We start from the raw sequence: 14,912 nt of genomic DNA on the forward strand, positions 1-14,912 counted from the left end.
TCCCGGTGCGGCGGAGCGTTCCGCCTTCCCCGGGCACCCACGGCGAACCGTCAATCATTTGCTGGGCGACTTATAGCATTACCCCATTCGAACGCGTATCAACGGCGGTTGATACTTTTGGAACGGCACCGCATGCCGTTTGTTATTGCGCGTTAAACATTATCGATCAGGACTCGTCCGGCTCCAGCGCATAGCCGACCCCGCGAACCGTGACGATGGGAGAGGACGCGCCGTCGTCCAGCCGCATCTTGCGGCGCAACCGGGTGATCAGCGTGTCCACCGTGTGCTCGCTGATCGAGCGCGGGTCGCGGTTGCTGATGACATCCAGCAGGTATTCGCGGCTGACCGGGTTGGGCCGCATCGCCGCCAGCGCCGCCAGGATGTTGAACTCCCCCGTCGTCAGGGCGAGGTAGGAGCCGTCCGGACGGAACAGCGCGCGCCGCACCAGATCCAGCCGCCAGCCCTTGAAGGTCAGCGGCGCGTCCGGCGCCGCCGCGCCATCCCCGGTTGAGGACGAGGCAGCGGGCGCCCCGGCGCGGCGCAACAGGTTGCGGATGCGGATCAGCAGTTCCAGCAGATCGACCGGCTTGGTCACGTAGTCGCCGCCATGGGACAGGCCGGCGATGCGGTCGGTCGGGCTGTCGCGTCCGGTCACGAAGATCAGCGGAACGGTCTCCCCCAGCCGCAACCGTTCGGCCAGGGCCAGCCCGTCGCAATCCGGCAGGTTGATGTCCAGCAGCACCAGATCGGGCCGGTCCTGCGCGATGCGGGCCGTCAGTTCCGCCCCGTTCGCGGCGCGCAGCACCCGCAGCCCCTGAAGCTCCAGGTAGGTGGCGATCAGATCCTGCGTTTCCGGAGAATCCTCGACCACCAGCACGGTCCGTCCGGCCAGTTCCGATCCGACGCTCATGACCTTCTGCCCGCCGCCGATACTCCCGTATCCGATATCCCCGCCGCACCCTCGGTCGTCGTCATGTCAGCCCCGCCTCCCCCTTTTCGATGGCGTCCAGGGCGGCGTGGAGCCGGTCCCGAAGCGCCGCCGCACCCCCTTGCATGGAGGCGGTGGACCCGCCCCCGTTCTCGATGGCCGAAGCCGCCGTCTCCAGCGCCCGCGCCGCGGCGCTCACCTCCGGAAAGCCATAGGTGGCGCCGCTCCCCTTCATGCGGTGCGCCGCGTCCGCGATGCGCCGCGGCGACGCCTCCGCCTCGTCCAGCACCGCCAGCACCTCGCGGCAGGCCCGGGCGAAGCTCTCAATCAGCCGCGCGCGGTCGGCGCCGGACAGCGCCACCGGAGCCGGAGCCGGCTGCACGGTGAAAGGCTGAACCACGGGCGGCTGGGCCGGCCCGCAGGAGCCGGACGGCGCGTGGCGGGCCAGCGCGTCCTGAAGCGCGTCGGGGTCCACCGGCTTCGCCACCACCTCGTCCACCCCGGCGTCCAGATAGGCCGCCCGGTCCTCCGGAGAGCTGTTGGCGGTCACCGCGATCACCGGCACGAGAGCCTGATCCGCGTCCGGAAGCGCGCGGATGCGCCGCGTCACCTCGACTCCGTCGATGCCCGGCAGCCGCATGTCGAGCAGAACCACGTCCACGCTCCGCGCGGCCAGAACGGCCAGAGCCTCCTCCCCGCTGTCCACATAGACGGCGCGGTGGCCGCCGGGCGCCAGATACTCGCGCAGGACGGCCTGGTTTTCCGGCGCGTCCTCCACCACCAGGATGTCCAGGCTTCCCGGCACAGGCAGGGGAGCGGCCCGGCCCGGCGACGGGCCGGCCACCGGCAGCGGACGCGTCGGAAGAGAGACGGCGAAGACGGAGCCGCCGCCCGCCCGCCCCTCCAGGCGGATCGCGCCGTCCATCAGCCCGACGAGGCCCTTGACGATGGCAAGCCCCAGTCCGGCGCCGTCGCGGCGGCCGCCTTCCAGACGGTGCCCCTCCAGCCGATGGAAGGGTTCGAAGATGATGGACTGCGCCGCACGCGGCACCCCGGGGCCGCTGTCCGCCACGGTCAGGCACAGCGTCACCGCCCCGCTCCCCATGCCCGCCGGGGCCGGCTCCGCCGACAGCGCCACCTCCACCCCGCCGCGCTCGGTGAACTTCACGGCGTTGCTCAGCAGGTTCAGGACGATCTGGCGCAGGCGCAGCGGATCGATCCAAAAGCGCTCCGCCCCCAGCCCGCTGACCGTCAGGGACAGGTCGAGCCCCTTCTCCCCGGCGTCCGGGCGCATCAGCGCCACGGCGTCCTCCACCAGCGCGACCACGTCGGTGGGCTGGGGGTGGAGTTCCATCCGGCCCGCCTCCAGCCGCGACAGGTCGAGGATGGTGTCGAGCATGGAAACGAGATGCCGCCCCGCCCCGTCCGCCACCCGCAACCGCTCGTCCAATTGGTCGGTCGGCCCTTCGCGGCGGATCACCCGCACCATGCCCAGGACGGCGTTCAGCGGGGTCCGCACCTCGTGGCTGAGGTTGGCGAGAAAGCGCTCCAGCGTCGCGGACTTGTCCGACAGGGCGCGGGTACGCTCGGCGATCTGGCGCTCCAGTCCCTCGTTCAGGGCTGCCAGTTCCTGCGACAGCCGGCGTTCGTTGAGGAAGGCTGTCTCCACCCGGCGGCCCAGCTCCAGCGCGTGGCCGAACAGGAACAGCAGCGCGCCGTAGGGGACGAGGTCGATGCTCTCGAAGAAATGCGCGTACATCAGGGCGTCGTGCACCACCGACCCCAGGAAGGCCAGCGCCCCCGCCCCCAGCAGAAGCGCTCCGGCATGGCGGCGCAGGGCGGCCACGGCGAGGCGCCACCCGAAATACAGGGCCGACAGCACCAGCAGCAGGCTCGCCACGTCGCGCAGCCGGGTGAATTGCGCCGGTTCGGTCACCAGCACCAGGAACATGCCGGGCACCGCCACCGCCATCATGGCGCGCCCCACCCCCCGGTGCAGGCAGCCGGGAAACAACTCGCGCAGCAAGTGGAAGTAGATCGGGTAGAACATGTAGATCGGCAGGTATTCCAGCCGATAGGCCCAGACCTCCGACACGCCGGGGAAGAAGACGCGCAGCAGTTCGCTGGTGCAGACCAGCCGCATGGCGCAGGCCGCCAGCAGCATCACGAGGAACAGCGGGGCCGCCGACAGGCGCCGGCGGAGGAAGGCGGCGATGAACAGCGCCATCAGGGTCAGCGACATCAGCGCCCCGGCGTTGGTCATCAACTGCCGCTGCCACAGCCGCGCCAGGCTTCCGTTGGCGTCGAGAAAGATCGTGCGCCCGATCCCGCCTTCGAAATGGAAATGGTTGGACACCTCCACGGCCAGTTCGACCACCCGCTGCCCGCCGTGCAGCGTGACGAAGCGGGAGACGGCCCCGGGCCGTTCCTGCGCGGCGGTCGGCGCCGGGACGCCCGCGGCGGCCACCGGGCGGCCGTCCACCCACACCCGCATGGCCGAGTTGACCGGCGGCATCTTCAGCGTCAGCGGCGGCATGCCGGGCGGCAGCAGAATCTGCAGGCGGAAGGTGGCCGCCCCCATCCCGCCCATGGCCTGCCCGTCCGGACGCACCGCCCCGTTCCAGATCGCCGGCAGGGAGAAGGGCACCCAGAGCCGTCCGTCCGGCTCCGGCAGCGGGTTCAGGCTTTCCTCTCCGGCGAGGCGGTCCCAGGTCACCAGCCATTCGCCGTCCATCGACACCGGCCCGTCGAGGTCGGGATACCAGCCGCGCAGGTCGAGCACGCCGCGCTCCGCCTGCGGCAGGACCGTGGCCAGGGCCGGCGCCGCGCACAGAAGGAAAAGGAACAGAAACACGCCCAGGTTGCGGACAAGACGCAGCGGAGCGGCGCTTACGGACGGCATGACGGCACGCGACAAAAGCACCGGGGCACAATTCCTTCGACAGGCGCATGGCGCGGGCCGCGACCGAACCCACAGATCGAAAGGTGCCGGACCAACCCCATCATAAGGAGTATCGCAAAAGCTCTGGTGTGTGAATACCGATGCATTCAGGCATTTAAAGCCGAAATCCCATGATGCCGGAACGGGCCTATCGGCGAAGTATAGTCGGCTTTATCCGAATCAACGACCCGGAAAATCGCATCAGACGCCGCAAGCCACAAATCCCATGCCAATACGGATTTTAACTTTTCGAACAGGATCATGGCCTGTATTTGCCGATGCCCGCCGGGGACGGTATTCCCGGCGGGCATCCGTGAAAGGAAGCAACCCGTTCCTATGGGATCAGGCCATGGCCTTCATCTGCTTGTCCATGCGGGCGAGCACGGCCATCACCTCCTTGCAGCGGCTCTTCACATCCTCGTCGGTTTCCGGAAGACCGTCCTGGGAGGAGATGTTGCGCCAGTCCTTCAGGAAGGCTTTCAGTTCGGGCATCTTCGGCAACTGGGTGCCGACACCACGGATGTCCTCCGACCACAAATCTTTGTAATCGTTCACCGTCTTAGCCGTCTTCAGCTTCTTCGCCAGGGACAGCATGTACTTTTCGAGGATTTCCCGGCCCTTGGCGCGCACCTTGTCGGCCTTCTCGACGGCGTCCTTCATGCCCTCGTAGTCATCGACGATCTTTTCGCCGAGGGAGGACTGGTTGAAGGCGACGAAGAGCTGGTCGGCGGCCTTGGCGACCTTCTCGGCGTGGGCGGTGGAATCCTTCGGGATCAGCTTGTTCGACTTGAACTTCTTCGCCGTCGCCTCGGCCAGATCGCGGAGCTTCTGGAGCTGGGTGCGCAGCGGCTCGACCGAGCGCTTGTACTCCGCCCGCGCTTCGTCCAGCAACTTGTCCAGATCGTCGAGCGTGGCGTTGCTGGGGGCGTTCAACGACACGCTCAGCTTTTTCCAGTCGATGGCGCCGTGCGCCTTGTCCACCGCTTTCATCGCATCGCCGACGCCGGTCTTGCCGGCGATCTTGGCGATGGCGCCCTTTTTCTTGTCCCAGTCCTTCTGGGTCAGGATGTCCGGAATGTCGATGCGCTTCAGGGGACCACCCATATCTCAGCTCCTCCGCTTAACCAAGTCTTCACCCTATCGTCCGGCATGGTAGGAGGCGGGGGGAGCGCCCGGTATCGGCGATTGCTCCTCTCCCGCCCCTACCGGGGGTGATTGGGTCCAAAACGGCGGCTTCGCCCGGCGCTTCCGTCAGCGCCCCTTCACCAACTGCACCACGCCCTTGCAGACGGTGGCAAACTCCTTGATGAGGTCGGTGATCTGGCGGGCGGTGCAGTCGGGCGGCACGCGCATGGGCGGCCCGTCGCCGGCCTGTCCGGCCCAGGGGGCGAGCTTCCGGCGGTAGAAGTCCGGGTCGGCGCGCAACCCGTCCAGCGCCTTCGCCGCGGCAAGCTGGGCGGAGAGGTCGCGGGCCAGCGCCGGGAACAGGTCGTTGTAGGTGTCCGGCGTGGGTTTGGCGCGCACCTTGGCGACACCGGCGGCGGCGCGGGCGAGCGCGCCATTGATGTTCGCCTCCCAGCGCTTCTGCGCCTTCTCCGCCGACGCGGCGTCCTTCTCCGCTTGCGCGGCCTGGGTCTTGAAGCGGTCGGCGTCCGCTGCCATGGCCGCTTCCAGGGCGGACAGCTCCTTGACGAACGTCTCCCCGGGGCGCCCGCCCTCGTCGCCCAGCGCCTTCACCAGAGCGGCCAGATAGCCTTTCCGGACCTTCGCGAAGTCCTTCGCCGCGGTGGCGAGATCCTTCGCCGCGTCCTCCCCGGCGGCGCAGCGGCGGTGGGCGAGGTCGCCGGCCTTCAACGCCCGCAGCACGGTGGAGTCGCCGTTCAGAGCGGCGGCGACGGGCTTCGCGTCCTTCGGCTTCGCCTTGGCGATCGCGGCCTCGAACCGCTTGCGGGCGGCAGCCCAACGCTGCTCATAGGGGACATGGGCCATGGCCGCCCGACCGCGCCGCCGCTACGCCACGACGGGCTGGAGACGATCCTCCAGGGAGCGGATGGCGGCCCAGTCGCGCTCGAACACCGCGCGGTCCGGGTGCGCCAGATAGACCTTCGCCAACACCTGCGTCAGGTCGAGCGTCGGCACCACATCGTCCCCCACCTTCGGCACCAGGGCGCAGCCGCGCACGCTCTCCATCCCTTCCAGAACGGACAGGTCCGGCAGGGCCTCCACGCGGCCCGACACCAGGACCGGCAGATACAGAACCATCGCGTCGGCCAGGAAGCGGTAATGCCCGTCCAGCAGCGGCCCGACCGCCGCCGCCCCGTCGAAGGCGTCCACCAGCAGGTCCACCTGATCGTGCCCGGTGCCCGCGGCGATGGCGGTCGTGGAGCCGGCGGGACCCATGGCGCGCGCCGCGATCTCCACCAGCGCCGGGCCGCGGGCGGTCATCCGCACCTCGGCATGGCCGGCGCCGTCGGTGATCTCCAGCGCGTCGAGCACCCGGCGGATGTAGGCCATCAACGCCTGCGCCACCGGCTCCTCCGGCGGCAGAAGCCGGTAGTAGTCATAGACGAAGGGCGACCCGTTCAGCGCCCGCTTGGCGGACAGCAGCACGTCGCAGACATAGTGGCGCCCGCCCCGGCTGACCGTGTTGACCACATACTCCAACCCGTCGAGATAGGTCTGCACCAGAACCCGCTCGTTGGCCGAACCGCAGAAGTCGCGGCTTCCGAGAATGGCGTCCACGGCGGCGCGCAGTTCCGCCGGGCGGTCGCAGAAATAGACGTGATCGGTGGAGGCGCTGGCCATCGGCTTCGCCACCACGGGCCAGCCGGCCTGCGCTGCCCACTCCACCGCCTCCGCGGCGCCGGTCGCCATGGTCTGGCGGGCGGTCAGCAGACCGGCGGCGGCCAGCCGCTCGATCATCATGAACTTGTTGCGCCGCGCGGCGGTCAGCTTCGGGCTGTTGCCCGGCGTGCCAAGAGCGTCGGCCAGCGCGTCGGCCAGTTCCACGGCGGACTCGTTGCCCGGCAGCACGAAGGCCGGCGCCAGCGGGCGCAGCCGCTCCGCCAGGGCGGCGAGGTCGCCGTCATGGAGGATGTGGGCCGCGAAGTCGCCCGGCTGGTAGCTGCGCAGCAGCGAGGGGGCGAGGTCCGGGCGGCTCTGCACCGCGACCACCTCATAGCCCCGCGCTCGCAGACGCGGCGCCAGAAGGATGCCCGTGGAATAGGGGTCGACGACCACCGCTGTCTTCGGAAGGGCGCTCACGGCGTGGCCTCCAGCGCGGCAGGCTGCGGCACGGCCCGCGCCGATTCCGCCGGACGGGCGTAGGTGACCAGCGGAACGGCGCCGTCCAGCTCGACCGAGCAGCCGATCCAGCCGGCCTCGATCACCGCCCTCTGCTCCTCCAGCTCCGGCACGGCGAAGACGCGCTCGCTGCCGGGCACCCAGGCGGGCGGCGCGGCGCCCAGGTCGCGGTGCAGCAGGTAGCGCAGCCGCCCGCTGGCGTGCATGACCAGCACCCGGCGCACCAGGAAGCCGCCGGCCAGCAGGTTCGACAGGCTGCGCGGGTTGGACAGGGCGACGCGCGAGAACAGATGCGGGCGCCCGGCCCCCAGCGCGTGGAGCGTCCGCAACGTCACCAGAAGACGTTGCAGCCCGTTGCCGCGGAAATCCGGGTGGACCATGCAGCTCGCCATGTGGGCGGTGGCCTCGATGGCCGGGCGGGGATGCGGAAGATCGTCCACGAAGGCCGGCATGCCGGGCAGGGGCAGGCCCAGGATGGCGCAGCCGATCAGCCGCCCCTCCGCCTCCAGCCCCAGCGTCACGCCGCGCTCGCCCAGATGCAGCCCGGCGAAGTCCGGGTTTTCGGGGAAATAGGCGTCGATATCCGGCAACTGGCCGAAGATATAGGCGCGGAAGGCCTCCAGCGCCGGCAGGTCGTCCGGGCCGAGGAAGCGGACGCGGTAGGGAACGCAGACCGGCTGTCCGCGCCGGACGCGCAGGGTGCCCGTGTGAACCGTCTGTTCGGGGGACAAGAGGACCGTCATGTCAGGCGTCCTGCACGATTTCGGCGATGTTCAGCAGGCGCATCGGCGGGTAGAGGTCCAGCCGCTTGGCCGCCCCGATGCGCAGCAGCAGGGAAAAGCGGTTCAGGGTTTCCACCGGAATGCCGTCGGCGGGTTTGGCCCCGGTCAGGATTTCCACGGCCTTCAGCCCGGCGAAGCGCCCGACATTGACCGCCGGGCTGACCAGACCCATCAGCAGGTTGGCCCGGCGGATCGGAAGCTCGGTGGAGCAGAAGGTGGCCAGCCGATGGGCCAGCGCCTGTTCCGCGACGACCGCGTTGTTGCCGGAGGCGACCAGCGTGTCCGGCCCGATGTAGACCAGCTCCGCCCCGGCGCGCGCGGCGTCGGCGATCAGGTCGGGAATGGCGGCGGCCACCGGCGCGCCGGAGGCGTCGCGCGGCAGGGCCGCGTCATGCACCTCCACCCCCTGCCTGGCGGCCTCCTCCTTCAGATCGCGCACGGCGACGACCATGTTGTCCTCCGCCGGGTTGTAGACCGCCGCGATTTTCTTCCAGCGCCGGTAGGACAGCATGGTCTTCATCTGCACCGCGACCGGCGCGATGTGCCGCGTGCCGGTCACCGGGCGCCCCGTGCGGTCCAGACCGCGCACGACGCGCGAGGCCACCGGATCGGTGACGGAGGTGAAGACCACCGGCACGTCGGTCAGGAAGCGCGAGGGGTCCGGATCGTCGTGGCGCCCGACCGTCGCCAGGGTCAGCGGCGTGAAGACCGTCACCACCAGATCGGGCTTGGACGCCCGGATCTCCGGCAGCAGCGCCGGCATGGCGGAGGCTTGCGGCACCTCCCGCACCTCCACCGCGGCGGGCAGGCCGCTCGACGCGATGAAGTCGCGCAGGCCCAGCACGTCGCCCACATCCTTGCGCGGGGTCAGCACGACGATGCGCGCCGGCTTGGCCGCGGTAAAGGTGTTGGCTGTCTGCGCGAAGGCCGGGAAGCCGCCGGCCGCCAGCGTTCCGGCGGTGAGCGCTCCGGTCAGGACGGTGCGGCGGGACAGGCTCATGCGGGGGTCCTCTGCGGGAAGTCGGCGGGCGGCAGATCGGCGGGCGGCAGATCGGATGGCGGGCGCGGGCGGAAGACGGCGCTCAGCAGCAGTTGCACGGCGACGCAGGCCGCCAGCACCGCGCCGATTCCCTTCAGCGCCCCGGCATAGCCGTAGTGGGTCAGGAACAGGCCGGCCAGGAAGGGGGCGACGACGGAGCCCAGCCGCTCGATCAGGCGGAACATGCCGATCACCGTGGTCTCGCCCAGCGCCGCCCGCTCCTTCACGCAGACGTCGGCGAGCATGGCGAGCTGCGGCGCGCCGAGCATGGCGTGCGCCACCCCCAGCAGGGCCACCCCGGCCAGCGCCGTGCCGAGGGAGCCGGGCATCGACAGCACGTAAGCCGCCCCGGCGGCGATCAGCCCGCCCGCCACCAGGAAGCCGATGCGCTGGCCCGACCGGTCCGACAGTTTCGCCGCCATCGGCGACACCACGATCATCAGCAGCCAGTAGAGCAGCAGCACGCGCCCGATCCAGGACTGGCTGACCCCCTGATCGTCCAACGCCAGCGGCAGCAGGAAGAACAGCAGCGCCGTAAGCCCCAGCTTCGCCGGAACCGCGCTGAAGACGGCCAGCCCGACGAAGCGCGGGTTGCGCAGGCACAGCGCGGCGTCCGACAGGCGCAGGCCCCGGCTGGACTTTCCCTGCCCCGAGCGCACCCGCGGCAGCACCTGCCACGCCATGAAGGCGGCGAGCAGGGCCAGCCCGGCGGAGATCAGGAAGGTCGTGCGGAACCCCACCTGCCCGGCGATCACGCCGCCGATGGCAGGGCCGCAGACGCCCGCGCTGAGGATGCCGCCGGCGTACATGGCGATGGCCTGGGCGCGCTGCTTCGGGTCCGTGGCGTCGATGACGAAGCCCTGGGCGGAGATGAAGACGCTGGCGTAGCCGATGGCGGTCAGGCAGCGCGCGACGATGAGCTGGACCAGATCGGTGGCGAGGCCGGAGCCGACCAACCCGGCGAAGGACAGCAGCGCGCCGCCCAGGAACACCGCCCGCCGCCCGCGCCGTTCCGACACGCTGCCGGCGATGGGCTGGCTGACCGCCCACAGCAGCATGAACAGGGCGATGGGCGCGCCGATGACCATCTCCATGGACAGGCCGGGCACCGGTTCGAACAGTTGCTTGATGTAGACGGACAGGAAGGTCCGGGTCAGCTCCTCCGCCAGGGAGAAGACGAAGATGGCGAAGCGCAGCTCCACCACCCGCTGCATCATGCCGATCTTGGTCATGGCCTGCTCGGAGGCGGTCATGTCGGCCTTGTGCTGCACGCTGTCCAGCGCCCAGTCGACGGCGCGCGACAGTTCCCCCACCTCGTCGCGGTTGCGCAGGGCGACGCGCACGCCGAGATGGCCGTCGGCGGCCTGCTTCATCACCGCCGTCACCCGGCGCAGCGGCGCCGCGACGGAGGTGCCGACGACCAGCAGCAGGATCTCGATGTTCAGCAGGATGGCGACGATCAGCACGGAGCCGAGGTCGAACACCACCTCGTTCATGGCGGAGCGCACGTAGCCGGAATCGACGCCGACATGCAGCCGCGCCTCCGCGTTCCCTTCCAGGGCCAGGGCGGTGTCGAGGAAGCGCCCGTGTTCCCCCTCCGGCGGGGCGTCCGCGGCGGTCAGCCGGGGGCCGGACCGCGCCTCCTCCGTTCCGGCGAAGGCGTGGAGGCGCCCGCCGATCTCCAGCCCCAGATACTTGACGTCGGGGTTTGCGGCCAGCGCGTCGGACAGCAGCTCGTCCACCCCGACCAGCTTGTCCAGCTCGAAGCCGAGCGCCACCGCGCGGTCGATCTGGGCCACCACGTAGGAGCCGACGACCTCCGCCTTCCGGGCCAGCTCCGGTTCGATCAGCGGGCGGAACAGCGCGTTGACGTGGTTGGTCTGGACGGCGAGGCTGACCAGCATCAGGACGGACACGACGCCCGTCAGCATCCAGTTCAGGCGGCGGATGAAGGACAGCTTCATGACGTGGCTCCCGCCGGGCGCGTGGCCTCCACCGCGCGGCTCTCCGTGCGGCTCGCGGGTTGGGGTCGGTCCTCCTCCGCTCCGTGCTGCTGCTGTTCCAGGATGCGGTCGGCGAAGTCCTTCAGGCCGGGGGCGAAGGCCGCCAGCTCCGGCGTCAGGGTCGGCGGCTCCCCCATGCCCAGCATGTTGATGCCGGCGGTCATCTCGCGCAGACGCCGCTGGATCGGGCGCAGCAGCAGCCAGACCGCGACCATCGTGACCAAGAGCCCCGTCACCAGATTGATCCCGCCGGACAGCAGAAGGTCCGGGATGGTGCCGCGGATGCCCGCCTGCACCTCCCCCAGCGAATAGGTCAGGGCGACGCCCCCGGCCACGCCGCCGAAGGCGTTGCGGATGCCCAGCAGCAGCGCCTGGCTGTCGCCGTCGGCGACGGCGGCCACCCGGTCGGACTTGCCGTCGCGGGCGAAGGCCGCCGCCCAGCCGGCGGGGATCGTCCCCACCGGACCACTTTGCCCTGCGCCCCGGCCCGCCGCGGCCAGCACCTCGCCCGTGTCGGTGAACAGGACCAGACCGGTGATCCGGTCGTCCCGCGCCATCGAGCGCTGGATCAGAGCGTCCAGGTTCCGCAGGGCCGTGATGGACACGCCGAGGCTGACGGCGCCCTCCACCTCCCCCGCAAGCCCGCGCAGGGCGACGGTGAAGCGGGACGCCACGGTGTCCTCCACCATGCGTTCCATCTTCAGGTAGGACAGGGCCGCGGTGGAGATCAGCGCGAAGCAGAGCGCCACTTGCAGCAGCAGAATGATCTTGGTCGTCAGGGTCAGGCGCATGGCGTCCGGGGCCGGCAGGGGTTGCGGCCAACCTTACGCGCATCACCCGCACCGCCGTTTCCGAGACGGGTCCAGTCTGGAGAAGACCCTGGAGACATGGCTCCGCTCCGGCCCGACCACCCCGGGAAGGCACAATTCTCCAAAAGCCATCAACCCTGGGGCGCAATCAGCAGGTAATTCCGTATCAAGCAAAGAACATGCGAAACCAAATCCGTAACGATCTATGCCATTCCGCCTAATCCTTCCAAATTTTGCGGGATTTTAATTGGATTTTGGATCGCTCTATTTTGGACCATGATTGCATCCATGATGGTTTGCTTTGCGTGGTAATCCTAAAGCACAGCAATCCATGCACCCAACGGGGAAGGGCTTCGATGCGGATCGAGTTGGAGCGACCCTTGGCGTGGCCGGTGCGTCCGGTCCCGACCAGCACCGGCCTTCACGTCTCGGCGACATCCATTCTGATCGCCTGCGCGGACCGGGCGCTGGGCATCGGCATGCACGACGCCTTCGAACGGAACGGCCATCGCATCCATGTGACCCACGATCCCATCGCGGCGCTCGACACGCTGGAGGCGGACGGCAGCATCGGCATCGTGGCGGTGGAGTTGGCCCTGCCCCATTTCGACGGGCTGGCGCTGGTGGAGCGGATGCGCAGGAGCGTGCGGCGGCATCTTCAGGTCATCGTCGTCGCCTCCGGCGCCACGGCGGCGGACGTGGTCCGTGCCATGCATCTGCGGGCGGCCGACTTCGTCAGCGACCCGCAGGACGGCAGCCAACTCCACGGCGCGCTGGCCCGCGCCCTCTCCGCGCATCAGGCCGCCGCGCTTCAGGCGGCGCCCGTCCCGCCCGCCCCTTCGGGCAACGGCGAGCTGCACGGCGCGCTGGAAGACGCCTACCGCCACGGCCTCGCCTTGATCGAAGCGGTGAAGGCGCTGCGGGAGACCCAGCCGCCGGTCGCCGCTCCCGCACCCGCCGCCCCTGCGCCCGCGTCCGCCGCGGCGGGAGAGAACCGGCGGCTGGCGGTGCTGAAGGCGCTTCAGCAGTCCCGCGTGGCCCGCGACAAGTTCTTCCCCAAGGGGCTGTTCGAGGACCCCTGCTGGGACATGCTGCTGGACCTGATGGCGAACCATCTGCGCGGGCGGCGGATTTCCGTGTCGTCGCTGTGCATGGCCTCGGGCGTGGCGCAGACCACCGCGCTGCGCCGCATCTCCGAGTTGCATGACCGCGGGTTGGTGCGGCGGATCGCGGACGAGAAGGACGGGCGCCGCGTCTTCATCGAGTTGACCGAACAGGGGATCGCCGCGCTGTACGGCTATGTCGAGCACATCCAGGACCTGACCTGACCGGCGCGGTTGCGCCGCAGACTGCTTCAACCGGGACCTGTCGGCAATCGACAACGCCCCTGAACGCGGCGACCATGGCCGGAAGGAACGCCCTGCGCGCAGGACGGCGGAGACCCGATGGCCGACCAGAAATTAAAGGATGTGATCGTCGTCGCGACCCCCACGGAGGGGAGCGGCCCCGCATCCTCCATGCCCACGCGCCCGGCGATGCCCAGCGAGGAGCCGGACCGCCAACGCATGGCCGAACGGCTGCGCGCCCAGGGCTGGAGCTACCGCCGCATCGCGGAAGAGCTTCAGGTGTCCTACATCCTGGTGTCACGCTGGCTGGGCGGCGACGGGGCCACGCTTTCCACCCCGCGCCAGCCCCCCGCCGCCACTCCCGCACCGCCCGCGTCCGCCGGCACCCGGACGGGCAAGGCAGCGAAAGCCGCGAAGGCCGCCGCCGCCATGACCGCCGCTGCGGAGGACGACGTCCTCGCGCTTCAGTTCCGGGCCTTCGAGCAGTATGTCCGCGAGGTGATCGACGCGATGGAGGTGCGGCACGAATCGCTGCTCCAGCGTCAGGAGGACCTGATCAAAGCGCTCGACACGGAGCGCGCCGCCGCCCGCGCCCGGGAAGAGGAGTTGCTCGCCACCCTGGACCAGGAACGGCAGCGCTGGACCGAGGCCGAAGACCGTTTCCGCGAAGAACTGGAACGCTTCAAGGGCGAGATGCGCCGCGGCCAGACCGCAGCCGCCGCCGTTGCCGTCGCCGCCACGGCCCTGGATGCCGATGACGAGGCTGAGGAAGAGGAGTCCACGGATTTCTCCGCCTTCAGCTTCGACGACGATGATGATGACGAGGAGAGTGAGCCCAAGGACGGCGACGACGCGGACGACGCCGATCCCTTCAGCTTCGACAGCGACGACAGCGATCCCTTCAGCTTCGGCGACGACGACACGGAGGAAAAGACCGAAGAGACCACGGAAGCCCCGGAGACCGAACCGGACGAGGACCCGTTTTCCTTCGATATGGATGAAGACGACGACGAACCGAAGGCCGAAACCGAAGTCGCCGAATCTGCCAAAGCCGACGCTGACGACGATCCCTTCTCCTTCGATGACGAGCCGGAGCCGGATCCCGAACCGGAGGCGCCGCCTCAGAAGAAGGGGCTCTTCAGCTTCTGGCGCAAATAGAAAGGCGGGAGCGCAGGACCGGCGCACGATGCCTCACGAGGTTCACGCGCGCGGCGAAACGCATGTCTGCGTTCAGCACTTGGCTTCCGGCCAGAAACACTCGTCCATCATGTGCTCGAAACTCCAAGGACACTTCTCCGGGAAGGTGTCCTCCGCCAGCCCGGTTTCCCGTTCGGCTTCAACCACTGCCAACCGGTATGCCCCGGCAAGCGCTTCTGGAATTTTCGATTTCAGGCTCGGGTTGTCCTCCAGGTGACTGGCCAGACGGATGCGCTGCTCCCTGACGCTGAGGCGCCAACTGTTGCTGCGCAGACCCGGCTGAAACCGCCACTTCAGCAGATGCAGGAGAAGCACGGCCAAACGGTTGATCAGCTCGCGCTTCTCGCTGCGGCCCATGCTCTCGATCTCCTCGGCGATGTGCTCGATATCGGCAGCGTCCAGTCGTCCGGCGCGCAGCAGAGCGGCCTGCTCGTTGGCCCACGCATAGAAGTCCCGGTCGTAGAGGCCGGCTCCTGCATCGCTCTTCATCCCGTCACCTCCGCTCACAGACGATGATTCTAGATGATGACGATGGCGAACGCAGCAAGTGAGCCATGCGCCCGA

The 14,912-nt window shown here is 69.4% G+C and carries 13 protein-coding genes; 2 read left to right on the forward strand and 11 right to left on the reverse strand.

All coding sequences use genetic code 11. The features are described from left to right. Positions 1 to 166: 166 nt before the first annotated feature. The 10 genes from DS843_RS06915 to DS843_RS06955 form a co-directional block, all read right to left on the reverse strand. Positions 167 to 910 carry a response regulator transcription factor gene (locus DS843_RS06915; RefSeq protein ID WP_149468160.1) on the reverse strand — a complete coding sequence of 248 codons (744 nt, stop codon included), beginning with the start codon at positions 908 to 910 and terminating at the stop codon, positions 167 to 169. Positions 911 to 971: 61 nt separating this feature from the next. Then, on the reverse strand, positions 972 to 3,830 hold the full coding sequence (locus tag DS843_RS06920; protein ID WP_149468161.1) for a response regulator: 2,859 nt from the start codon (positions 3,828 to 3,830) through the stop codon (positions 972 to 974). A 146-nt stretch (positions 3,831 to 3,976) separates the two neighbouring features. Beyond that, the gene (locus DS843_RS31070) at positions 3,977 to 4,132 is read right to left on the reverse strand and encodes a hypothetical protein (protein WP_167525218.1); all 156 of its coding nucleotides are present in this window, start codon (positions 4,130 to 4,132) and stop codon (positions 3,977 to 3,979) included. 79 nt (positions 4,133 to 4,211) lie between these two features. Then, positions 4,212 to 4,973: a hypothetical protein gene (locus DS843_RS06925; protein ID WP_149468162.1), complete on the reverse strand. Its 762-nt coding sequence runs from the start codon at positions 4,971 to 4,973 to the stop codon at positions 4,212 to 4,214. A gap of 147 nt (positions 4,974 to 5,120) precedes the next feature. After that, positions 5,121 to 5,858 (reverse strand): hypothetical protein, encoded by a 738-nt coding sequence (locus DS843_RS06930; RefSeq protein ID WP_149468163.1) that lies wholly within the window; start codon positions 5,856 to 5,858, stop codon positions 5,121 to 5,123. Between the two features lie 21 nt (positions 5,859 to 5,879). Beyond that, complete coding sequence (locus DS843_RS06935) at positions 5,880 to 7,133, reverse strand: ATP-grasp domain-containing protein (protein ID WP_149468164.1); 1,254 nt, start codon at positions 7,131 to 7,133, stop codon at positions 5,880 to 5,882. After that, positions 7,130 to 7,915: a GNAT family N-acetyltransferase gene (locus tag DS843_RS06940; protein ID WP_149468165.1), complete on the reverse strand. Its 786-nt coding sequence runs from the start codon at positions 7,913 to 7,915 to the stop codon at positions 7,130 to 7,132. Before DS843_RS06940 ends, DS843_RS06935 begins: the two co-directional genes overlap by 4 nt. Before the next feature lies 1 nt (position 7,916). Further along, positions 7,917 to 8,954, reverse strand: coding sequence for an ABC transporter substrate binding protein (locus DS843_RS06945; RefSeq protein WP_149468166.1), 1,038 nt, complete (start codon positions 8,952 to 8,954; stop codon positions 7,917 to 7,919). Beyond that, a complete protein-coding gene (locus DS843_RS06950) occupies positions 8,951 to 10,957 on the reverse strand; it encodes an MFS transporter (RefSeq protein ID WP_149468167.1) in 2,007 nt (668 codons plus the stop codon). The genes DS843_RS06945 and DS843_RS06950 overlap by 4 nt, the downstream gene beginning before the upstream one ends. Continuing rightward, entirely contained in the window at positions 10,954 to 11,787 is an 834-nt protein-coding gene (locus DS843_RS06955; RefSeq protein ID WP_149468168.1) for a hypothetical protein, read from the reverse strand. Before DS843_RS06955 ends, DS843_RS06950 begins: the two co-directional genes overlap by 4 nt. A 374-nt stretch (positions 11,788 to 12,161) precedes the next feature. On the opposite strand from DS843_RS06955, the gene DS843_RS06960 reads away from it, so the two are divergent. Together DS843_RS06960 and DS843_RS06965 are read left to right on the forward strand one after the other, a co-directional pair. Beyond that, positions 12,162 to 13,133, forward strand: coding sequence for a response regulator (locus DS843_RS06960; protein WP_149468169.1), 972 nt, complete (start codon positions 12,162 to 12,164; stop codon positions 13,131 to 13,133). Positions 13,134 to 13,250: 117 nt separating this feature from the next. Continuing rightward, positions 13,251 to 14,309, forward strand: a complete 1,059-nt coding sequence (locus tag DS843_RS06965) for a helix-turn-helix domain-containing protein (protein ID WP_149468170.1) — start codon at positions 13,251 to 13,253, stop codon at positions 14,307 to 14,309. 72 nt (positions 14,310 to 14,381) lie between these two features. Here DS843_RS06965 and DS843_RS06970 read toward each other — a convergent pair whose 3' ends face one another. Next, a complete protein-coding gene (locus tag DS843_RS06970; protein ID WP_149468171.1) occupies positions 14,382 to 14,837 on the reverse strand; it encodes a DUF29 domain-containing protein in 456 nt (151 codons plus the stop codon). Between the last annotated feature and the right edge of the window lie 75 nt (positions 14,838 to 14,912).

This window comes from Roseomonas genomospecies 6 (assembly GCF_008365375.1).
GTDB lineage: Bacteria > Pseudomonadota > Alphaproteobacteria > Azospirillales > Azospirillaceae > Azospirillum.